The 22,482-nt window shown below is 39.5% G+C and carries 21 protein-coding genes; all 21 read right to left on the bottom strand.

Going from position 1 to position 22,482, the window contains the following annotated elements:
• Window positions 1–885 (bottom strand): pneumococcal-type histidine triad protein (locus tag ADI86_RS00455; protein ID WP_049531340.1); only part of this gene is annotated, 885 nt, incomplete at its 3' end.
• A gap of 7 nt (window positions 886–892) precedes the next feature.
• A complete protein-coding gene (gene adcAII, locus ADI86_RS00450) occupies window positions 893–1,810 on the bottom strand; it encodes a zinc-binding lipoprotein AdcAII (protein WP_049531339.1) in 918 nt (305 codons plus the stop codon).
• Window positions 1,811–2,107: 297 nt separating this feature from the next.
• On the bottom strand, window positions 2,108–3,499 hold the full coding sequence (locus ADI86_RS00445; RefSeq protein ID WP_049531338.1) for an APC family permease: 1,392 nt from the start codon (window positions 3,497–3,499) through the stop codon (window positions 2,108–2,110).
• Window positions 3,500–3,624: 125 nt separating this feature from the next.
• The gene (gene sdbB / locus ADI86_RS00440) at window positions 3,625–4,191 is read right to left on the bottom strand and encodes a thiol-disulfide oxidoreductase-associated lipoprotein SdbB (RefSeq protein WP_049531337.1); all 567 of its coding nucleotides are present in this window, start codon (window positions 4,189–4,191) and stop codon (window positions 3,625–3,627) included.
• Between the two features lie 10 nt (window positions 4,192–4,201).
• Window positions 4,202–4,909 (bottom strand): thiol-disulfide oxidoreductase-associated membrane protein CcdA2, encoded by a 708-nt coding sequence (gene ccdA2, locus ADI86_RS00435; RefSeq protein ID WP_049531336.1) that lies wholly within the window; start codon window positions 4,907–4,909, stop codon window positions 4,202–4,204.
• 310 nt (window positions 4,910–5,219) lie between these two features.
• On the bottom strand, window positions 5,220–6,080 hold the full coding sequence (locus ADI86_RS00430; RefSeq protein ID WP_000631543.1) for a methionyl aminopeptidase: 861 nt from the start codon (window positions 6,078–6,080) through the stop codon (window positions 5,220–5,222).
• A gap of 15 nt (window positions 6,081–6,095) precedes the next feature.
• Window positions 6,096–7,373 carry a CBS-HotDog domain-containing transcription factor SpxR gene (gene spxR / locus ADI86_RS00425; RefSeq protein ID WP_049531335.1) on the bottom strand — a complete coding sequence of 426 codons (1,278 nt, stop codon included), beginning with the start codon at window positions 7,371–7,373 and terminating at the stop codon, window positions 6,096–6,098.
• A complete protein-coding gene (locus tag ADI86_RS00420; protein WP_001028723.1) occupies window positions 7,366–7,917 on the bottom strand; it encodes a GNAT family N-acetyltransferase in 552 nt (183 codons plus the stop codon). The genes spxR and ADI86_RS00420 overlap by 8 nt, the downstream gene beginning before the upstream one ends.
• A 15-nt stretch (window positions 7,918–7,932) precedes the next feature.
• The gene (locus ADI86_RS00415; protein ID WP_049531334.1) at window positions 7,933–9,192 is read right to left on the bottom strand and encodes a UDP-N-acetylglucosamine 1-carboxyvinyltransferase; all 1,260 of its coding nucleotides are present in this window, start codon (window positions 9,190–9,192) and stop codon (window positions 7,933–7,935) included.
• 496 nt (window positions 9,193–9,688) lie between these two features.
• Complete coding sequence (locus ADI86_RS00410) at window positions 9,689–10,678, bottom strand: lipoate--protein ligase (RefSeq protein WP_049531333.1); 990 nt, start codon at window positions 10,676–10,678, stop codon at window positions 9,689–9,691.
• A 59-nt stretch (window positions 10,679–10,737) separates the two neighbouring features.
• Entirely contained in the window at window positions 10,738–12,441 is a 1,704-nt protein-coding gene (lpdA, locus tag ADI86_RS00405) for a dihydrolipoyl dehydrogenase (RefSeq protein ID WP_049531332.1), read from the bottom strand.
• Between the two features lie 39 nt (window positions 12,442–12,480).
• Entirely contained in the window at window positions 12,481–13,524 is a 1,044-nt protein-coding gene (locus ADI86_RS00400; RefSeq protein ID WP_049531331.1) for a dihydrolipoamide acetyltransferase, read from the bottom strand.
• Between the two features lie 633 nt (window positions 13,525–14,157).
• Window positions 14,158–15,150: an alpha-ketoacid dehydrogenase subunit beta gene (locus ADI86_RS00395; protein WP_000448714.1), complete on the bottom strand. Its 993-nt coding sequence runs from the start codon at window positions 15,148–15,150 to the stop codon at window positions 14,158–14,160.
• 15 nt (window positions 15,151–15,165) lie between these two features.
• Window positions 15,166–16,134 carry a thiamine pyrophosphate-dependent dehydrogenase E1 component subunit alpha gene (locus ADI86_RS00390; protein ID WP_049531330.1) on the bottom strand — a complete coding sequence of 323 codons (969 nt, stop codon included), beginning with the start codon at window positions 16,132–16,134 and terminating at the stop codon, window positions 15,166–15,168.
• A gap of 153 nt (window positions 16,135–16,287) precedes the next feature.
• Window positions 16,288–17,649 carry a sodium-coupled multidrug efflux MATE transporter PdrM gene (gene pdrM / locus ADI86_RS00385; RefSeq protein WP_049531329.1) on the bottom strand — a complete coding sequence of 454 codons (1,362 nt, stop codon included), beginning with the start codon at window positions 17,647–17,649 and terminating at the stop codon, window positions 16,288–16,290.
• 41 nt (window positions 17,650–17,690) lie between these two features.
• Window positions 17,691–18,959 carry a dihydroorotase gene (locus ADI86_RS00380; RefSeq protein WP_049531328.1) on the bottom strand — a complete coding sequence of 423 codons (1,269 nt, stop codon included), beginning with the start codon at window positions 18,957–18,959 and terminating at the stop codon, window positions 17,691–17,693.
• Window positions 18,960–18,971: 12 nt separating this feature from the next.
• The gene (locus tag ADI86_RS00375) at window positions 18,972–19,436 is read right to left on the bottom strand and encodes an NUDIX hydrolase (RefSeq protein WP_049531327.1); all 465 of its coding nucleotides are present in this window, start codon (window positions 19,434–19,436) and stop codon (window positions 18,972–18,974) included.
• Between the two features lie 9 nt (window positions 19,437–19,445).
• The gene (locus ADI86_RS00370; RefSeq protein WP_049531326.1) at window positions 19,446–20,099 is read right to left on the bottom strand and encodes a uracil-DNA glycosylase; all 654 of its coding nucleotides are present in this window, start codon (window positions 20,097–20,099) and stop codon (window positions 19,446–19,448) included.
• A gap of 61 nt (window positions 20,100–20,160) precedes the next feature.
• Window positions 20,161–20,853 carry a YjjG family noncanonical pyrimidine nucleotidase gene (locus tag ADI86_RS00365; protein ID WP_049531325.1) on the bottom strand — a complete coding sequence of 231 codons (693 nt, stop codon included), beginning with the start codon at window positions 20,851–20,853 and terminating at the stop codon, window positions 20,161–20,163.
• Between the two features lie 33 nt (window positions 20,854–20,886).
• Window positions 20,887–21,084, bottom strand: coding sequence for a hypothetical protein (locus ADI86_RS00360; protein ID WP_049531324.1), 198 nt, complete (start codon window positions 21,082–21,084; stop codon window positions 20,887–20,889).
• Window positions 21,081–22,082, bottom strand: coding sequence for a hypothetical protein (locus tag ADI86_RS00355; RefSeq protein ID WP_049531323.1), 1,002 nt, complete (start codon window positions 22,080–22,082; stop codon window positions 21,081–21,083). The genes ADI86_RS00360 and ADI86_RS00355 overlap by 4 nt, the downstream gene beginning before the upstream one ends.
• Window positions 22,083–22,482: the final 400 nt, after the last annotated feature.

Raw genomic sequence — 22,482 nt, 5'->3', positions numbered from 1 at the left:
ATCAGACTCCACATGACGTTGGCTAAGTGGTAAAGCGTACAATTCTTGAAGAAGACTAGCTAAGTCCTCGTTTTGACTTTCAGGAGCTGTTGCAGGATTTTGAGGAGTCTCAGATTGACTCGTTCTCACATTAGATCTTGTTTCTCCCCTGCTTGAACGATATTCAACCGTACTTAATTGACCACCTTTTCCAGATAAGAAGGCTTGAGCGGCAGCTAATTCACTGGCAGACAAATCACTCTTAGGAATATAGTGGAAGTGATTGCCATGAGGGACGATATAGGCATCGCCTGTATCTTCTATGATATCAGATGCATTGAAGATATAACCATCATCCGTTGTATAACGTCCCTGAGCTCTGGCAGCAGCAACAGCATTATCTGTACTTGTATTATGATTATGACTGTGTTCCTGTTTCTGACGTTTAATCTCTTCTTTTGTCCGAATATTGTCCGCGTGAGCCGCATCCTTGAGGTAAACATAGTATTTCCCGTCTACCTTAATGACATAACCACCCTTGATTTCATTGACAATATCTGAATCCTTCAACTGATAATTTGGATCTTTCATCAGCAGTTCTTCACTGATAATAGCATCATAAGGAACCTTGCCATTATAGTAATGATAATGATCACCATGAGAAGTCACATAACCTTGATCCGTAATCTTAATAACGATTTGTTCGGCATTGATTCCCTCTCTCTTACTGACTTCATCTGGTGTCAAGTTCTCAGCCTTTTGACCAGCCTGATCACCGTCTATATAAGCAACTCGATTAGAATCTTTCTTGAAGTGAGTAGCTTGATACCGCCCAAGTTCGTATGAGCAAACACTTAGGGCAAGAACTGCCACCGAACCCGCTACATATTTTTTATTGATTTTCATTCTTTCCTCACTTTAATTCTTCAGCTAATACACTCATATTTTCTTCAAGATTTTCTAGGTAAGTCTTGTCATTTTGTGGGTCTGCCTCTAAAGGATTCAGAGTTTTAAGACCCACACCTGTTGATTTGACAAGAGTTTCAGCTACTTTTGAAGAAGCGTTACTTTCTGTAAAAATCGTTTTAACCTTATAGGTTTTAACAAATTCCTGAATTTCTGTTAGTTGTCTTGGACTTGGTTCTTGTTCAGGAGAAATACCTGCAATACCAAGTTGATTAAGTCCAAATCTCTTCGCTAGATAAGAAAAGGCCGTATGTTGTGTTACAAATGTTTTCTGAGTCGCTTTTTCAAATTTAGGCTGAAATTTCTTAGTCAATTCTTGAGCTTTTTTGATAAAGGCTTGCGCATTTTTCTGGTAAGTTTCTTTATGCTCACTATCCACCTCTGAAAGTTTATCAGCAATAATCTGAGCTTCTTCGCCAGCTTTTTCAGGATCTAGCCAAGTGTGAGGGTCATAGAGCGTTTTTTCATCAACTCCATCCCCTGCTTCCACATCTTCTAGCCCTGGGACGCGGTCTAAAGTAATTCCCTCTGAAGCCTCTAAAACCTTAACTTTAGATTTTTTTAGATTGGGATCCAGACTTCCTGCCCAAGATTCGAGCGTATGAGAATGGTAAACAAAGACATCTGCATCATAGATGGCCGCGATGTCATTTGCCGAAGGTTCAAAGGAATGGATCCCACTACTTGACTGAATCATTCGAACATCATTCAAGTCACCAGATACTTCCTTGACCATAGCGTAGATAGGATAGAAACTGGTCACAATTTTCATCCCTTTCCCTGCCTGGCTTTCCTTTTGACCACAAGCCCCTAAACACAAAAGAAAGACACTTAACAATACTAAAAATAAACTTTGTTTTTTCATGGATAACCCCTTAACTATTTAATTAACTGGTAAACATTCTACTCCTAAAAATTTAATCTGTCAAGCTATTTTAAGAAAAAAATTGAAATTTCTTTCACATATAAAAATCTGCTGAGTTTCAACAACTCAACAGATTCTCACTTTATATACTCAATGAAAATCAAAAAGCAAACTAAGAAGCTAATTGCAGGTTGCTCAAAGCACTGCTTTGAGGTTGTAGATAAGACTGACGAAGTCAGTTACCTATACCTACGGTAAGGCGACGCTGACGTGGTTTGAAGAGATTTTCGAAGAGTATTATTCTTCTATGGTAGAATGTTTATAACCATAAGTAAAGTAAATAAGACTTCCTATCAACAAAGCAATCAGGAAAGCAATCCAGGTTTCCATATTATACTGCAACATGAAGGATAGACAAATGATAATTGATAAAATTGGTAACAGGGGTACCAATGGTGTCTTAAATTCTCCAGCTTTTGGCATCCCTTTTTCCTTCCGTAAACGAATCAGGCCGTAAGCTAGCATGATCAAGTAGGCTAAGGTACAAATATTTAAGAAGGCTGCGATACTAGAAAGAGGGAAGATTCCTGCTGCTACAGCTGAAGCTAGACCGGTCAAGATAGTAGCATTTTTGGGTACCTTGCTTGTTTTTGTTAATTCTTTAAAGGCAGCGGGCATTAAGCCATCGCGCGCTAAACTGTAAATCATACGAGATAGGGCATAGGTCATCGAGATACAAACCGTAATCAAGGTCAAGATAGCCACTAATGACACATAATTAGCTGCCCAACTAATGCCAATACTACGAAGAGCAAAGGCAACGGCATCATCGACATTTAGATGGCTATAATGGACCACACCAGTCAAAACAAGGGTCACCAAGGCATAGAGAATGGTTACAATAGAAAGTGATAAGACAATCCCTCTCGGAATATTTTTTTGAGGAGTCTTGACCTCATCTACAGCCATAGAGATGGATTCAAAGCCCAAAAAACCAAAGAACATCAAGGACGCACCAGCCATAATACCAGTACTAGCACCATAGATTTGTCCAAAACCATAGGGGGCAAAATTACTCCAATTATCAAGCTTAATATTCCAAATTCCTACCAAAACAAAGAGAGCTAAAGCGGAAAATTTCAAAATAACTAGAATCGAATTAAAGCGTAAGGCTGCCTTGGCATTTAGTAAAACAAGCAAAGTCACCATGACCAAGACAAGAATAGGCAATAAATCAACAAATGTCCCTGCTTGAGGATTAAAGGTACCATTTAAAGCCTGAGGAAGGGCTATCCCGTATTGAGAGAGCAAGCCTTTAAAATAAGCTGCCCAACCCGAAGCCACACCCGATATGGCTGTCATGAACTCCATCATTGTTAACCAGCCAGCCAACCAAGCTGGAAATTCTCCTAAAAGAGCATAGAGATAACTGTAGGCACCACCTGTAGCAGGTACTCGCGAGGCAAATTCTGCAAAAAATAGTGCTGATAATCCCACACACAAGGCAGAAATGACGATTGAAATCACTAGAGCTGGACCAGCAAGCGTAGCAGCTGCAGTACCTGTAATTGTAAAGACGCCTGTTCCTACCATGGCTCCAATACCCAGCAAAATCAAATCCCATAACTTCAAATGCCTGTGCATCTCCGTTTTATCCAAACTAACATTCTTTGTTCTAAATATATTCATCTTTGACTCCAAAATAAAATGATGATTCTATTTTACCATAAATATGGGAGACTTGTGAATATTTATAAAACAATTTTCTAAAAAAATCTGACTACTCTCTTGTAATCAGATTCTCTTTATCTATTTTAGTTCATTTCTTTAAAGGCTGCTTCTGCATCCGCATTGCTGATAGCACCAAATTGAATCTTTCCAATCTTTCCTTGACTATCAATTAGGTATTCTGTAGGAATGCTTCGAATTTGATAAGCTTGGAAGGTGGTTGCTTTGGTATCATAAAGAACTGGGATATCCTTATACCCTTGTTCCTGGAACCACTGTGGGAATTGCTCAACCGTTTTTTCACCTTGAATCCCTGGTGCAATGACACTAAGAATTTCGAAATCACGATCTGGTTTCGCAGCTAATTCCATCAACTCGGGCATACTTTTCTTACATGGTCCACACCATGAAGCCCAAAACTTCAAATAGACTTTTTTACCCTTAAAATCAGATAACTTGACTTCTTTGCCATCCATTGATTGCAAGGTAAAGTCTGGAGCCTCTTTTCCAACAGCAATTTGTTGTACAGTCGTTTGTTGCTGTTGTTTTGGGGTTTGTTCTGGTGCTTGAGTCTTTTTAGTCTCTTCCTCACCACAGGCCATCAATACAACTAATGACAAGAGGATTAAGCCAGCAAACATTACTTTTTTCATTTGTTCTCCTTTATTCAAAAATTCCAGCTAGAACATTTACTTGTCCTAATAGTAACAAAATTCCCATTAAAATAATAAGGAAACCACCAATTTTCTTCAGTAACATCATATGACGTTTGATTTTACTAAAATATGGCATCACTACGCCTGAAGCTAGGGCCAAGACCAAGAAGGGAATGGCCATCCCCAGAGTATAAATAAGAGTATAAATTGCTCCTTGCCAAGCGCCATTGCCTCCAGAAGCCGCAAGTGCTAAAACAGAACTCAAAACTGGACCAATACAAGGCGTCCAACCAAAGCTAAAGGTAATACCAAGTAAAAAAGCTGACCAATAACGATTGGCTGATGATTTCTTAAAAGTAAAGCTTTTTTGAACCTCTAATTTCTTAAAATGGAAAATTTCCATCTGGTGAAGACCTAAAATGATAATAATCGTTCCCATAGTATAGCGAAACCAATTGGCATAGAGGATATTACCAAAGTAACCAGCACCAAAGCCTAGAATAAAGAAAATGAGAGAAATACCTGAGATAAAGCAAAGTGTTCGAATCAATCCTGACCAAGCGACTTTTCTTCCAAATAAGGAAAAACTTTTTGCACTTTCCTGATCATCCAATAAAATTCCAGCATAAACTGGCAAAAGAGGAAAAATACAAGGAGAAAAAAAGGACAAGACCCCTGCTAAAAACACGGAGACTGAAAATACTATCGTTTCCAAAAAAGAACCAACTTTCTTAAGAATCTAAACCTATTGTACTATAAATGTTAAAATTTGTATCAAGTTTGCTACGATTAGCTGTATTCACTATGACGTTATAATGAATTTAGCCTAAAATAGTACACCGTGGTTTCTATAGTAGATTGACATAAAATCTAGAAAAATCAATTAATTATAAAACATTGTCAGAAATGGATTTGAATTTCGCGTTCAAGGTGTTCACTTTTTCTTTCATTTCATTATAAATAAAAGAAAAAGATTGAAGAAAGTTGTCTAAGTCGACTTTTTCTTCAATCTGGCTTTAATTATTTTAATAAGTTCCTTCTTCACCTTGACTAGTCAAGATAACAGGACCATCTTTTGTAATCACGAATTGGTGTTCATACTGACATGACAATCCACCGTCAATGGTCTTATGCGCCCAACCGGTCTTCATATCTGTATCAATTTCCCAGTCACCAGTATTAATCATTGGTTCAATTGTCAAAACCATTCCTTCACGGAGACGAAGGCCACGACCAGCAATACCATAGTTAGGAACCATTGGTTCTTCGTGCATTGTTGGGCCAACACCATGACCAACCAAATCACGCACTACACCGTAACCACGACTTTCAGCGTATTCTTGAATGGCCGCACCGATATCACCGATACGATTTCCAACAACAGCTTGCTCTATTCCCTTGTACATAGCTTCTTTGGTTACATCCATCAGATTTTTCACTTCTTCGGACGGTGTACCAACAGCATAAGCCCAACATGAGTCTGCTAAACCACCAGAATAGCTCTGAGTGTATTTTTTCATTTGTTCCACATTGTTGAAGTTTAATTTTGAGACATTCAGGTCAGATTTAGCAATAGGACCTCCCAAAACCATATCAACCTTGAGCAAATCACCATCCTTCAAGATATAATGACGAGGGAAAGCGTGAGCAACTTCATCGTTAAGAGAGCAGCAGGTAGCATAAGGATAGTCCATCATGGCACCGTCAACCCCAATCTGAAGCGGAAGGAAGTTTTCTTCCTTACAACGACGGCGGACATATTCTTCAACTTCCCACATATCTACGCCAGGCTTAATCAAATCACGCAAGCCGATATGAATACTTGCTAGAAAATCACCGGCCTTATCCATAGCTTCGATTTCACGAGCTGATTTTAATGTTATCATCTTTTCTCCTAGTTTCTAATTAATTTTAACAGTCACATTTGCTTTTGAAACAATCTGGTGACCATGATAAATATCGTAGTCAATAATAGCTGACCGTCTCGTATGATGAATAATCCGTGCTTGAATGCGCAATATATCATCTATCTGAACAGCCTGCAAAAAGTAGATTAGCATCTGCTCGATGATAAGATTGCGCCCACTATTCACAACTAAATCTTGGGTCATGTGGGTCAGAATTTCTGCCAACACACCATTAGATAAAACACCATTCTTCTCAAGCATAAAAGGTTCCACTGTAATGACTACTTCATCATGGTGGTAAGAAAGTTTTTGACCAATCTGCTCTGAAAAAGTTGGTAGAGCAGAAACTTGAGAACGACTCATTTTCTCCATGACATCTCGTCTGGTTACAACCCCAAGCAGGGTTTGATTATTTCGAATAACTGGTACCATTTCAAAGTCTTCAGCTATCATCCGTTGACTCACATTGGCAATATTTGTCGATAATCCAACTAAAAATAGACTACGAGACATGACCTTGTCAATTGTGGTACTTGGTGACTTGTCACCAGCGTCTCTCATGGTAACAACTCCCACAACAACCTGATGTTGATTGATAACCGGAAAACGACTACTACGATTCTTACGTACCAAGTCCAAATAATCTTTAACTGTATCTGTCTCTCTCAGAAAACCATACTCATGACTCGGACGGTAAAGTTTCTCAACTGTCAAAATATCTGTTTTGATTTGAACATTTGACAAGGCTTTATTGATCATGGTCGCGACAGTGAAAGTATCATGCTTGCTTCTCAGAACAGGAATCCCTTTTTGATTGGCCAGTTTAAGCACATCATCATGAACCTGAAACCCACCTGTAACCAGGACTGCATTTTCATTTTCCAATGCTAACAATTGAATACGAGTACGGTCTCCAACAATCAAGAGCCCCCCATCATGAAGGTAAGATAAGATATTTTGCTCAGTCATGGCACCGATAGAGAACTTACTAAATTCTCTATCTAAACCTTCTTGTCCAGCCAGAACCTCAGAAGAAGTCACTTCTGCAATTTCAGCAAAAGTTAATCTTTCAATCGCGACTTTCTGGGATTTAACACGGATAGTACCACTTCTAGGACGGGTCTCCACAATTCCACGGTTTTCAGCTTCCTTGATAGCGCGATAGGCCGTTCCATCACTGACCCCCAGATGGTTAGAAATACTACGAACACTAACCCTCTTTCCGACAGGCAATTCTTCCAAATAGCTTAGAATTTCCTGATGCTTACTCATTGAATTCTCCTTTTACATACCGAAATTCAAGATAATCCCGCATTTTTCTTGTGTAGCGATCACTTCCCTTAAACTGACGAGTCAAACGGAATCCAGACTTTAGAGCAACCTTTTGACTCGCTTCATTTTCAAGGTGGGTAATGATGGATAATTGTTTTAAACCAAATTCCTCAAAAGAAAGCTGACAAATTTTTCTAACAATCTCTGTCATAAATCCTTGCGACCAAGCATCTTTTCTCAAAAAATAGCCAAGCTCAGCTTCTTTTTTGATTTCATCTAACTTCTCAAATTTAATAGAACCAATCATTTGTTGATTTTTTTGGTCACAAATTGCCCACACTCCCAAAGGGGACTTCATAAAATAATTCGCTAATGCATATTGACTTTCTTCCAGACTTGCCTGAGTTGGGAAAATAAATTGAAGATTTTCTGGATTTGAGGCTATCTCGTGGAAGTCCTGACTATCACTAAAAAAGAAAGGACGCAAATACAAGCGATCCGTTTCAAAAAAAGAAAACATTGCTAATTTGGTCCAAATATTCATAAACACCCCTACGGTTTAATCTTCGACTAGTTTAATATCTGCTCCTAGATTACGTAATTTTTCGATAATATCAGAATAACCACGTAAGATAAACTCGATATTTGTAATTTCAGTTTTACCTTCAGCCATAAGCCCAGCAATGACTAGTGCAGCCCCAGCTCGTAGGTCAGTCGCTTTAACACTGGCCCCACGCAAACTACGTCCACCCGTGTACAAAATATGACCATTTGTTGTCGAAATGTCCGCATCCATCTTTGCTAGTTCAAAAACATGATTTACACGTTTTTCGTAAATCGTATCGACAATTGTACCACGACCATTCGCTCTTAGTAAAAGTGGGGTAATCGGTTGTTGCAAATCGGTAGCAAAGCCTGGGTAAGGAGCTGTCTTAATATTGATTGCTTTCAAATTAGACTGCTCTTCGACAAAAATGCTGTCTTCAGATACAGTCATTCTCACTCCCATTTCTTCCAGCTTAGCAATGAATCCTTCTAAGTGTTCGTATAGTACATTATTTATACGAATCCCCTTGCCGACTGCAGCAGCTAAAGATATATATGTTCCAGCTTCAATACGATCTGGAATCACCTGATGACGCGTTCCATGTAATCTTTCAACACCATCAATAATGATGATATTAGTTCCTGCCCCACGGATGTGGGCACCCATATTATTCAAGAGAGTTGCAACATCAATAATCTCAGGTTCACGGGCTGCATTTTCAATAATAGTACGACCATTCGCTTTAACCGCAGCAATCATCGTATTAATCGTTGCACCGACACTAACTGTATCCATGTAAATACTTGCGCCATGAAGTCCTGTATCTTTAGCAGATAACTTCATGTTATCTCCCTCGTAGCTAACAGTAGCCCCCATAGCTTCAAAAGCCTTAAGGTGTAGGTCAATCGGGCGAGGACCAAGGTCACACCCTCCAGGCAAGCCAACTGTGGCTTCACCAAAGCGACCTAAAAGACTTCCATAAAAATAATAAGATGCACGAAGACTATTGATTTTTCCATAAGGCATTGGAATATTTTGAACACCTCTTGGGTCAATCTCCAATACATCGTCATAACGCTTAACAGTAGCTCCCATCAATTCCATGATTTCGACAAGACTTGCTACATCCGAGATATCTGGAACGCAATCCAAAGTCACCACATCATCAGCCAATATAATAGCTGGAATTAAGGCCACAACGCTATTTTTAGCACCACTAATAGTGATTTCACCTTGTAGTGGTAATCCACCATTGATAACAATTTTTCTCATTCTAAGTTTTTAATACTCTTTCAAGATTTCTAATAAGGTCTTTAAAATAAATTATATCATAAATTCAAGCTTTTTTCCATCCTTTTCACTTTCATTGGATAGTGATCAATAAATAGGATTAAGTCGAAAGGTTACATCTACATTCTTCAACATCTTTTGATACTAAAAAGAGCCTTATAAAATACCCCAAAAATTAGATTTTCTCTATCTAACTTTTGGGGTACAGTTCAACTATAAGAGATAATAGTCTTTTGGGATATTTATAGCTAGAAGAAATCAAAAAACAACTCTCATCTGTGTCACCTTACAGTCAATCTAATACTGATTTTTTGGCTCTATATTCAATGTATTTAGTTGATTAAGAGCAATACTCCCTAGTTTTTTATTAAGGATTGGAAGTGATTTCTTTTTGATTATGGTTCAGCTGGTTTCAAGACTTGTCCTATCCATATGATATCTTTTCTTCAATCCACAATGACTAACAAATGGCTTTTCTTTATCCCACTACCGCTTCAGCGATTTCTTCACGGCTAATACCAGCGAAGTAACGTGTAATATCAATAGTTTCTAGGGCTTTAAGGACATCTTCGCGTTCGTATTTCACTCCACGAAGAACATCTTCTACTGCAGCAACGTCTTCAATACCAAAGAAGTCCCCATAAATCTTGATATCTTGGATTTTTGATTCAGTAACATTAGTAAAGACTTCCACCTTACCACTAGTGAATTTGGTTCCACGACGGACGTTAAATTCAGGTGATTTACCGTAGTTCCAGTCCCAAGTACCAAACTTAGTATCCTTGATTCGATTGATTTCAGCTAATTCTTCCTCAGAAAAAACGTATTCAGTCATCTCTGGGTACTCTTTTTTCATGTATTCCAAGAGTAAATCACGGAATTCTTCGACTGTGATTTTTTCTGGTAATTCATTGATAATATTGGTCACACGAGCACGAACAGATTTCACACCTTTTGATTCAAATTTATCTTTTGAAACCTTGAGGGCATTAGCAAGGACTGACAAATCAACGTCAAAGAGCAAGCAACCGTGGTGCATGATACGGCCATTGATATAGGCTTGGGCATTACCACAGAATTTCTTACCGTCGATTTCTAAGTCGTTACGACCTGTAAATTCAGCCTTAACCCCAAGTTGAGCTAGTGTATTGATAACTGGAGTTGAGAAGCTCTTAAAGTCAAAAGCCTTGTTTTCATCTTCTTTTGAGATGATCGTGTAGTTGAGGTTATTTAAATCGTGGTAAACAGCTCCACCACCGCTGATACGGCGGACCACCTCAATACCATTTTCTCGAACATAATCACGGTTGATTTCTTCGATGGTATTCTGGTGACGACCAACAATGATAGATGGTTTATTGATCCAAAGAAGGAAGATTTGATCCTCATCCAAAAGGTGTTTAAAGGCATATTCTTCCAAGGCGATATTAAAAGCGGTGTCGTTTGAATGATTGATAATGTATTTCATGAGATACCTTCTTATACGATAGAGACTGGAAATAACCTTCCAGTCTAATCTATTTTCTTTTATTTTTTCTTAGGTGAATGGATAGCCATTCCTAGAACATCCGCAAATGCTTCGTACATCACTTCAGAGTAGGTTGGGTGTCCGTGGATGGTATTCAGCATTTCTTCAACAGTAATTTCCATTTCGATAATGCTTGACGCTTCGTTAATCAATTCTGCAGCTGCAGGACCGATGATATGAACACCAAGGATTTCTCCGTATTTCTTATCTGCAATGACTTTTACGAAACCTTGAGCAGAATCTGAGGCAATGGCACGACCGTTAGCAGCAAAGTTGAACTTACCAATTTGAACATCATATTTCTCACGAGCTTGTTCTTCTGTCAAACCAACTGCTGCTACTTCTGGAAGTGTGTAAATAGCTGCAGGAGTCAAGTTCAATTTAGCAACATAGTGATTTCCTTTAAGGGCATTTTCAGCAGCTACTTCACCCATACGGAAGGCAGCATGGGCCAACATCTTAGTACCGTTGATATCACCTGGTGCATAGATACCTGGAACAGAAGTTTCCATGTATTCGTTGACCTTGATGCGACCACGATCCGATTCAAACTCAACATCGCCAATACCTTCAAGATCTGGAACACGACCGATTGAAAGAAGAGCTTTATTTGCGATGATATCATCTTTTCCTTCAACCTTGATACGAAGTTTGCCATCTTCTTCAATGATTTCTTGAAGTTTAGTACCTGTCAAGATAGTCATACCTTTGCGTTCAAGAATCAAGCGAAGATTCTTAGATACTTCCGCATCCATAGCTGGAACAATGCGGTCCATCATTTCAATAACAGTTACTTTTGAACCAAATGTCATGAAGGCTTGACCAAGCTCGATACCAACAACCCCACCACCGATGATAACAAGGCTTTCTGGTACTTCATTCATTTCAAGAATATCATCACTAGTCATGACAAGTGGAGATTCCATACCAGGAACGTTAATCTTACTTACTTTAGAACCACCAGCAAGGATGATTTTCTTAGTTTCAAGTAATTCAGAACCATTTACCAAGACATTCTTATCTTTAGTAATAGTACCGATACCCTTATGAACATCAACTCCATAGCTACGAAGAAGTCCTGCAACACCACCGACAAGAGTATTCACAACTTTAGATTTAGTTTCTAAAAGTTTCTCCATATCAACAGTGAAGTTAGGATTTTCAATCACGATACCACGATTTGCAGCATGACCAATATTCTCAATAATTTCAGCGTTGTGAAGGTAAGTCTTAGTTGGGATACAACCGCGGTTCAAACATGTTCCACCAAGTTCAGATTTCTCAACAAGAGCAACCTTACCACCTAATTGAGCTGCTTTAATAGCAGATACATAACCAGCAGGTCCGCCACCAATAACGACGATATCGTAAGCATCATCGCTCTTGCCATCATCGTTTGAAGCACTGACTGCAGGTGCTGGACTAGCTTCTGGTGCAGCTGCTCCAGCTGATGGAATATTTTCACCTTCCTCACCAAGATATCCGATAACTTCAGTAACAGGAACAGTCTCGCCATCACCTTTAAGGATGGCGATCAAGTAACCATCTTCTTCCGCTTCCAATTCCATGCTGACTTTGTCAGTCATGATTTCCAAAAGGATTTCTCCTTCTTTAACAAATTCTCCGACTTTTTTATTCCATTGGACGATTTGTCCTTCTGTCATATCCACGCCGGCTTTTGGCATAATTACTTCTAAGGCCATATCTTACTTCCTTTATCTATATTTCTAAAAATAAATTCTCTAAACCAACATTGAGATTGGATTTTCAATCAACGCTTTCAAGTCTTTCATAAACTTAGCACCAGCCATACCATCTACGACACGGTGGTCAATTGTTAAACCAAGACTCATAATTGGACGAATCACAATTTCACCATTAACTACAACAGGTTTCTCAATTGTCGAGCTAACCCCAAGGATTGCTGAGTTCGGTTGGTTAATGATTGGACCGAATGATTGAACACCAAACATTCCCAAATTACTGATGGTGAAGGTAGAATTTTGCAATTCGCTAGGAGCTAGTTTACCTTCCAAAGTACGTCCGATAACATCTTTGAAGGCAACTACCAACTCAGACAAACTCATTTTTTCAGCATTATAAACAACTGGTGTCATCAAACCATTATCCATTCCAACCGCCATCGCAAGGTTGACATAATTGTGAGTGATAATTGTCTTACCATCTTCCGTCAATGAAGCGTTGATGTATGGGTGTTTCATAAGAGTCTTAACAACCGCAAGTGAAAGCAAGTCTGTAACAGTAATTTTCTTACCAGTTGCTTCCATGATTGGATCAAGGACTTTCTTACGAAGTGCAAGCATTTCAGACATATCGACATCGTAGTTAAGCGTGAAGGTTGGTGCAGTCAAGTAAGATTCAACCATACGTTGAGCAATGACCTTACGCATCGGTGTCATTGGAATACGCTCGATTTCACCATAAGGAGTTACGTTATCTGGAACTTCCTCTACTTTCTCAATTTGAGCAGGTGATTTAATTGTATCGTTTTCGATATTTTCAGGAAGGAATGCTAAAACATCCTTCTTCATAATCTTACCACGGTGACCAGTTCCTTGGATTTCCTGCCATGCAATGTTATGTTCAAAGGCAATTCGTTTTGCAAGTGGCGAAATGCGAACCACATTAGTGTCTTTAAATGTTTCCACGTCTTCTTTGTGGACACGACCGTTTGCTCCTGAGCCAGAAATATCGTAAAGGTTGATTCCTAAATCATCCGCTAACTTTCTAGCTGCAGGAGTCGCTCTTAGCTTGTCATCAGCCATGACCTCTCCTATTCTATTAAAAGATACTAAGGGCGTCAAAAGTCAAAGTGAAAATAGGAAACTTGACGAAGAAACTTTAGTTTCTAGGAGAGTTTATCTTTTTCACACAGACTTTAGCCCGAGTTCAATTATATGATGCAAAGGGCGTTTAAAAGCGACTGAAAAATAGGAAATCAACGCAGACTTCGATGAAGTCAAGGAGATTTATCTTTTTTCCAAGCTTTTAGCCCGATCTCTAATTAAAGATATTAAGGACACAGAGGGCAATGAAAAAATAGGAGATTGACGCTGTGTTCGATGAACACAAGGAAATCTATATTTTTTTCGCAGACCTCCGTCCGAATTCAACTCTACAAGTAACTTGGACACGGAACGTGTCTCAAGTTGTTACGGTTGCCGCTATTAGGCGGTCAACCTTGTAGACTTACTAATTCATTCGTCGAATATTATCGATTCGACTCACTCATGTCGCAACTCTTCAAATCACTTGGATACGAAATATATCTCAAGTTACTACGGTTGCCGATATCAATCGGTAAATCCTGTAGACTTACTAAATCCTTCGTCGGTTATTATCGAACCGACTCTTCTTGTGACAGGATATATTTTTTACATAAATTATCTTATGTAATCCTATTCTTTGTTATATGTTTTACGGATGGCATCTTTGATGCTTTCAACGGTTGGAATCATTGCATTCTCTAGGTTTTGTGCGTAAGGCATTGGCACATCTTCTCCTGCGCAACGGCGGATTGGTGCATCTAGATAGTCAAATGCTTCTGATTCTGAAATGATAGCTGAAATCTCTCCGATGTAGCCACTTGTTTTGTGAGCGTCGTTGACCAGAACTACCTTACCAGTCTTCTTCACTGAGTTAATGATGATATCCTTATCAAGCGGAACGAGGGTACGTGGGTCAACAATCTCAACTGAAATTCCCTCTTCTGCTAATTCTTCAGCAGCTTGAACCACACGACGGAGCATTTTTCCATAAGTAACAACTGTTACATCCGTACCTTCACGTTTGATTTCCCCAACTCCAAGTGGAATCGTATAGTCTGGATCAACTGGCACTTCCCCTTTTTGGTTAAATTCTGACTTGTACTCAAGAATAATAACTGGGTTGTTATCACGGATAGAAGACTTGAGCAGTCCTTTCATGTCCGCAGGTGTACCTGGAGCTACAACCTTAAGTCCTGGAATGTGAGTAAACCAAGACTCTAGTGATTGCGAGTGCTGGGCTGCAGAACCAACTCCGTTACCAGCAGCACATCGAACAGTCATTGGAACCTGACCTTTACCACCAAACATATAACGTGTTTTAGCAGCTTGGTTGACGATATTATCCATGGCAATAACTGAGAAGTCCATGAAGGTCATATCGACGATTGGACGAAGTCCCGTCATGGCTGCTCCTGCTGCTGCTCCAGAGATTGCAGCTTCAGAAATCGGACAGTCACGGACACGTTCTGGACCAAATTCTTCAAGCATTCCGACAGAAGTACCGAAGTCTCCTCCGAAGACCCCAACATCTTCTCCCATCAAGAACACATTTTCATCGCGACGCATTTCCTCAGACATAGCAAGGATAATGGTGTCACGGAACGACATTGTTTTTGTTTCCATTTTATCTCTTTCTCCTTAGTCTGCGTAAATATCTTCAAATGCTGATTCTAGTGGCGGGAATGGACTTTCTTCAGCAAATTTAACAGAAGCTTCTACTGCTTCCTTGACTTGCGCTTGGATTTCTTCCAATTCTTCGGCACTTGCAATAGTGTTTTCAATAAGGTAGTTACGAAGGTTTTCGATTGGGTCTTTTTGTTTCCACAATTCTACTTCTTCACGCGTGCGATATTTACCAGGGTCAGATGATGAGTGACCAAGCCAGCGGTAAGTAACACTTTCAATCAAGACTGGACCATTACCACCACGAACATGGTCTACGGCTTTCTTAAATCCTTCATAGACGTCGATAACGTTGTTTCCATCTTCGATGAACATTCCAGGAATTCCATACGCAGCGCTACGTTGATGGATATGCTCTACATTAGTCATTTTCTTGATATCTGCAGAGATTCCATAACCATTGTTAATACAGTAGAAAATAACTGGTAAATTCCAAATTGAAGCCATATTAACAGCCTCATGGAATACACCTTCATTTGTTGCGCCATCACCAAAGAAGCAAACGACGATTTTTCCAGTATTTTGCATTTGCTGACTAAGGGCTGCACCGACAGCGATTCCCATACCACCACCTACGATACCATTGGCACCAAGGTTACCGGCATCAAGGTCAGCGATATGCATAGAACCACCTTTCCCTTTACAGGTTCCAGTGTACTTACCAAGGATTTCAGCCATCATTCCGTTGAGGTCAATTCCTTTGGCAATAGCTTGTCCGTGACCACGGTGGTTTGAGGTAATCAGATCATCTGGATTGAGAGCTAACATAGCACCCACGTTTGCTGCCTCTTCTCCAACAGAAAAGTGAGTCATACCAGGAACTTTTCCCTTTTTCACTAACTGAGCAATTTTTAAGTCCATGCGACGGATTTCTTCCATCTTACGGAACATCTCTAGCAAAAGATTTTTATCTAAAGTTGACATCTTCTTGCCTTTCTAACTTTCTTCTTACCTTACTATTTTACCGTTTTTGGAAAATGCTGTCAAAGTTTTTCTTGAGGAAATTTCACAAAATAAAAAAGAAAACCCAATTAGAACAAGGGATTTTCTTAATAAGAATATTTTTTCACAAACTTTTTAGCGTTTAGATTTTTCTAAAAATTCAAATTTCTTCATAATAACAGTTAAACGCCAACGATAGAGCGCCCCACTCACGATTAGACTAATAATCAAACCAATCCAATAAGAATAAGCTCCAAAATCTGTTAGGGAATCAAATACCATAGCCACTGGAATCGCTACACCCCAGTAACCAACCAAACCAAGGTAAAAAGGAATAACTGTATCCTTATAACCCCGTAAAATTCCCTGAAGCGGTGCCGCAAAGGTATCTGCTAACTGGAAGAAAAGACTATAAGTCAAAAAACGCGCTGTCAAATCGATAAATTCTGGGTCGTTACCATAAAGACTAGCTACACTTCCTCTAAAAATGTAAAGGAAGGATAAGGTGAAGGCCGCAAAAATGAGGGCTGTCCATCTTCCTAGACCAATATAAGTTTTCGCATCATCAAATCGCTTGGCTCCCACTTCATAGGAAACGACAATGGCCATAGCCGATGAGATACTCATAGGAAAGGCGTACATGAGAGTTGAAAAATTCATAGCTGACTGGTGACTAGCTATTATCAAAGAAGAGAACTTAGCCATAATTAAACCAACCACGGAAAAGATAGCTACTTCCGCAAAGACAGTTCCCCCAATAGGCAGACCTAAGCGAACTCCTTCCTTGATTTTATCCATATTAAGCGGAATGCGTTTCTCAAAATGCAAGGCTTTGAGTTTCTCCTGTTTAAATAAAACCAGAACAGAAATTCCCAGCAAGACCCAGTAGGCCAAGGAAGTACCTAAACCTGCACCAGCCCCTCCCAGCTCTGGAACTCCAAAGGCCCCGTAAATCAAGAGATAGTTAAATCCACTATTCAAGGGAAGTAACAAAAGCATGAGGTACATGGACAGTTTGGTCAAGCCCAGCGAATCCAGCAAGGAACGAATGACACTAAAGAGCAACAAGGGGATAATTCCGATAGATAAAAACCAGAGATAACGAACCGCTACTGCCGCCACCGGTGCTTCTAGTCCGATATGATTCAAGACTGGTGGTGCCAAGAATAGTACCATCCCCAGTAAGAGCACAGATAGACCCAAGGCCAGATAGATGAACTGGTAAAAATCAGACGCAACCTCTTCCTTTTTGCCTCGACCAAGATGGTGACCAATGATAGGTACCAGGGCTGACACAATCCCTGTTAGGAATGTAAAGAAAGGATTCCAGATACTGGTTGCCATTGATACTCCAGCCAAATCCATGGTATTGTATTGGCCTGTCATAGTCGTATCAACAAAGGAGGCAGAATAATTGGCAAATTGATAAATCAGGATAGGGAAAAATATCTTTAAAAATAAGATAAACTTGTCTTTAAAATGATGGGTTTGGTACATATAGGCTCTCTATTCTTTTTGTTTACAGAGCAGACTCCCACCTAGTTTTGATAGACGATTTGTCCCTTACAGATGGTATATTTAACCTGCCCTTTCAAGGTTTCACCGATGAATGGTGAATTAGCTGCTTTGGAAGCAAAATGGGAATCCACAAGGCGGTCAGCCTTAGCATCAAAAATAGTGATGTCCGCTGGACCATTCTCATCCAAGTAACCTGCTTCAAAGTTGTAAAGCTTGGCTGGGTTGTATGTCATTTTTTCGAGCAATTCCATCAAACTTAACTCGCCAGCTTCGACCAAATAAGTCAATCCGAGAGAAAGAGATGTTTCCAAACCTGTCATACCAGATGGCGCTTTGGTAATATCCTCGACATTTTTTTCATCCGCATGGTGAGGCGCGTGGTCAGTTGCGATAACTGTGATGACGCCTGATTTAAGACCTTCGATAACAGCACGACGGTCTGATTCCAAACGAAGTGGTGGATTCATCTTAGCATTGCTACCTTGTGTCAAAAGGAGCGCTTCGGTCTTAGAAAAATGCTGTGGCGCTACTTCTGCTGTGACTTGCGCACCCAAACCTTGAGCAAACTCCACTACTTTAACACTTTCCTCCTTAGACAAATGCTGAATATGGACATGAGCCTTAGTTGCATAGGCAATCATGACATCACGCGCCATCATAGCATACTCAGCCACCCCAGTTGCACCACAGATATGGAAATGTTCTTTAGCAATGTTTTCATTAAACCCAAGAACACCGTTCAATCCTGGATCTTCCTCATGAAGACTAATAAAGGTATTAAGCTTTTTGGCTTCTTCCATGGCTTCCTTGACAACTTTACTACTTTCAAGTGGAATACCGTCATCAGAGAAACCAACCGCACCTGATTCTAAGAGTGCCTTAAAGTCAGTCAAATCTTGGCCATTAAAGTTTTTAGTAATGGTCGCAACCGTCTTAACATTAATCTTCTCTTTGGCAGCTGACTGGAGAACTTCTTGCAAAGTCTCTACATCAGAGATGGTTGGACTAGTGTTAGCCATCATGACGACAGTTGTAAAACCACCTGCAGCGGCTGCTAGCGCACCCGTATGGATATCTTCTTTGTGGGTCTGACCAGGTTCACGGAAATGAACGTGGATATCAACCAAACCAGGAGCAACTACAAGACCTGTAGCATCAATGATGTCTACTCCTTCTTCTTTGATTTCAGGCGCAATTTTGATAATTTTCCCATCTTGAACCAAAATATCACACACTTGATCCAAACCAGACTTGGGATCCATTACACGGCCATTTTTGATTAGTAGCATCTGCTTTCTCCTTTATTCATAGAAATCCACTTGAGTGTCCAATAATTTATCACCATCATAGGCAAATTTAGCTGAAAAGAATGGTTTATCTTCTAAAAGCCACTCGACAAAGGTGTGGTCCCCTTCCCAAGTTGGCTTGCTTAGAACTTCATCATAAGGAACCCATTCTAAGGTTCCCTCATTACAGTCAATCAAGTCACCCTCAAACTCTGTCACCTTAAAAACATAAGTGTACCAGTCTAAATCTGGCGTAAATTCTGGAAAAGTGATAACACCTTTTAGAACTGGCTTAACTTTGAGACCTGTCTCTTCGAGGATTTCACGAGCCGCGCATTCCTGAGGGGTCTCTCCTCGCTCTAGCTTACCACCCACACCAATCCATTTCCCTGCATGAACATCATTGGGCTTCTTATTACGGTGGAGCATGAGCAGTTCTTTCCCGTTATCAATGTAGCAAATCGTCGCTAACTGAGGCATATTTTCTCCTTATCTAAGCCAATCGATTGGCTCTTGTCCTGTCTCTTTTAAGAATGTATTGGCCTTGGAAAAAGGCTTGGAACCCCAAAATCCTCTGTAAACAGATAAAGGACTGGGATGGGCTGATTCGATAATCATGTGATGAGGATTGGTAACCAAAGTCTTCTTCTTACGTGCATAGGCTCCCCAGAGTACAAAGACTACAGGTCTATCTAGATGATTGACCACCTGAATCACAGCATCAGTAAACGGCTCCCATATCTGCCCAGCATGACCATTTGCCTGTCCAGCAGGAACCGTCAAACAAGCATTGAGAAGTAAGACTCCTTGCTCAGCCCAAGCTGTCAAATCATGTGATTTCTTAACACCAATATCATCTGACAATTCTTTCAAGATATTTTGCAAAGATGGCGGAGCTGGGATAGAGTCAGGTACAGAAAAACTCAAGCCCTGAGCTTGACCTGGCCCATGATAAGGGTCTTGCCCTAGAATCACCACCTTAACCTCTTCAAGCGGTGTTGTCAATAGAGCCTGAAAAACCTTTTCCTTGGGAGGATAAACAGTCCCCTGAGCATAGACCTGCTCCATAAACTGATTGATTTTCCCGAAATAACCCTCAGGTAATTGCTCTTTAATCAAAGCATGCCAAGACGAGTGTTGCATAGCCGACTCCTTCGTTTTTACTGCCTCTATTATAGCAAAAAGTGGCTATGGAAACCACTTTTTACAGTTTATCTAAACAATCCAACAAGTCTTGATAGGAATGGACTTCGTAGGTTGGCTGGGCTTGTGTGTGATTTTCGAGGTCATGAGGATTGTACCAGATGGTGTCAATCCCAGCATTATTGCCACCTTGAATATCGGCAGTTAGAGAATCTCCAATCATCAGTGTCTTTTCTTTGCTAAAGCCTATAATCTGCTGACCGATTTTTTCGTAGAAAAGAGCATCAGGCTTTTGTGTTTTCAGTTGTTCTGAGATAAAGACTTGATTGAAATAAGGCGCTAGACCAGATTGAGCCAAACGCCCTGTCTGGATAGCAGTAATGCCATTTGTCGCAGCATACAGCTCATAATCTCGCTCGATAAGGCTGTCTAAGAGTTCATGTGCGCCTGAAAAAGTTTGTCCCTGTTGGGCGAGGTAAAATTGGTAACGCTGGGCTAAAAAACTACCGTCTTTTTCCTGTCCAAAATGAGCAAATAAACGAGAAAAGCGCGTGTTAACCAGCTCTTGTTTGCTGATTTTCTTTTGCTCCAAATCCTTCCAGAGAGCCTTGTTCATAGGAACGTAATAATCTTTATAAGCCTGAATATCTGCAACCCCTTCTTCTTTTAGAAGTTGCGTTAAAGCCACATCCTCAGCAGCATCAAAATCAAGCAAGGTGTGGTCGAGGTCGAAGAGTAAAAATTTGTAGGGCATTGAGTTTCCTTTCTAGGTACTTAATAGATTAGTTTATTTCTTCTTTTTCTTAGTTTTATTCATCAACATACCAACTACAACTGGAGTAACAACACCTCCAACTTGTCCAACAACTTTAAGTATCTTTTTTGCTTCATCTATTTTTTTGTTTCTACACGATTCGCACTTATTGTGCTTATAACTTGATGGTAAATCCCTTGTACATGTCTTGCATTTTTTTATTTCTTTCATTCTAACACCTCTGTCTCAATAGAATCTGGTTTATTTGGCAATTTCATTATAGAAGTTTCAATTTTTGGCAATTCTTTTGTCCAGTAATTTGTAGGCGAAGGATCAAGTAAATCAAGTCTCTCTACTAATTCTTGAGAACTGAGATAAGTTTCGTTAATAAATTTCCCAAAGTAATCCAAACTTTTTTGAGCAGCTTTTTTCTCGCCCAACTCATTATAAGCTATTGCTGCTGATAGTGAAACGATATTTACAGCTGCTAATCCATCTCTGGTCTCATTCATACGAGCTTCAATTTTATCTGGTTTATCCCCTTTTAATAACTTACCCCAAGTAGAATCTGGCTGTTCTTTGATAAAATTTACATTTGATTTTTGACTAAGCATTAAGAGATTTCTACTATCTTCTGCATCTGAAATAACTTGCAGTAACATCATTGTTCTAATGTTTGGATCCGATATCTCCCTAGCTTGCAAGAGTTTCTGTTGACAACTATAGGCTATTGCAAGTCTATCTGATTCCTGTCCTTTTCTAACGTCCTCAATAGCATATTGTACATTTTGAATCTCCTCTGCAATCTGAGCCATTTGAATTTGTGACGAATAATCGGCTAACGCTTTATTTAATTCTGGTGTCAACTTAACAGATTTCAATGGTACATTTCCAATGACTTTATTAGTATTAGTATCTACTAATACCGCCAAGAGAGAGCCATCTTTCTTTGTCATTAATTTTAACGCTCCTTGCGCAATTTGTTCCCGTTGTTCTGGAGAAAGAATTGCCTGAAAAATCTCTTCAGGTATACTAGATTGGACAACACTGATAAAGGTTGGAGCAGAATATAACATTTTTTCTACTTCAGATAAAATTTTATTTGCATTTTTGACTAAAGGTTCGGCTATTTCTGGTAACTTATTAAAAAACGATGAGGGTTTTAGTTCATAACCGTCAATATCAAGAATATCAAAGTCATCTTCGCCAAAAAATAAAACTTCATCCATAAATTACTACCTCATTATGTTTAAAATATTAGAAATATTATACCATATTAAACAAAATTATGATTTTGATTTTTCTTTAATATTATCTATCAAATCATTGTTACTTGAATCCAGCATAGAATAATACTATCCTATACAATTGACAGTCCAAATCTTTCAGAATAGAACAATTCTATCTATCGAACACCCTAACTTCATAAATATCCATGTAATCCTAGACCTAGAATTCCTATAAACTAAATGTTTTCGCACTATTCTAAGCCATTGATAGCCTTAAATGTTAATTTTTGAAGGATTCTAAAGTTAGAATAGTCCCATCACAATCAGTTTTGAATTATTATACTCAATGAAAATCAAAGAGCAAACTAGGAAACTAGCCGCAGGCTGTACTTGAGTACGG

Source organism: Streptococcus pseudopneumoniae (genome assembly GCF_001074975.1).
Lineage (GTDB): Bacteria > Bacillota > Bacilli > Lactobacillales > Streptococcaceae > Streptococcus > Streptococcus pseudopneumoniae_D.
The sequence above is the reverse complement of the archived record's forward strand: the minus strand, read 5'-3'. Positions and strand labels throughout refer to the sequence as shown.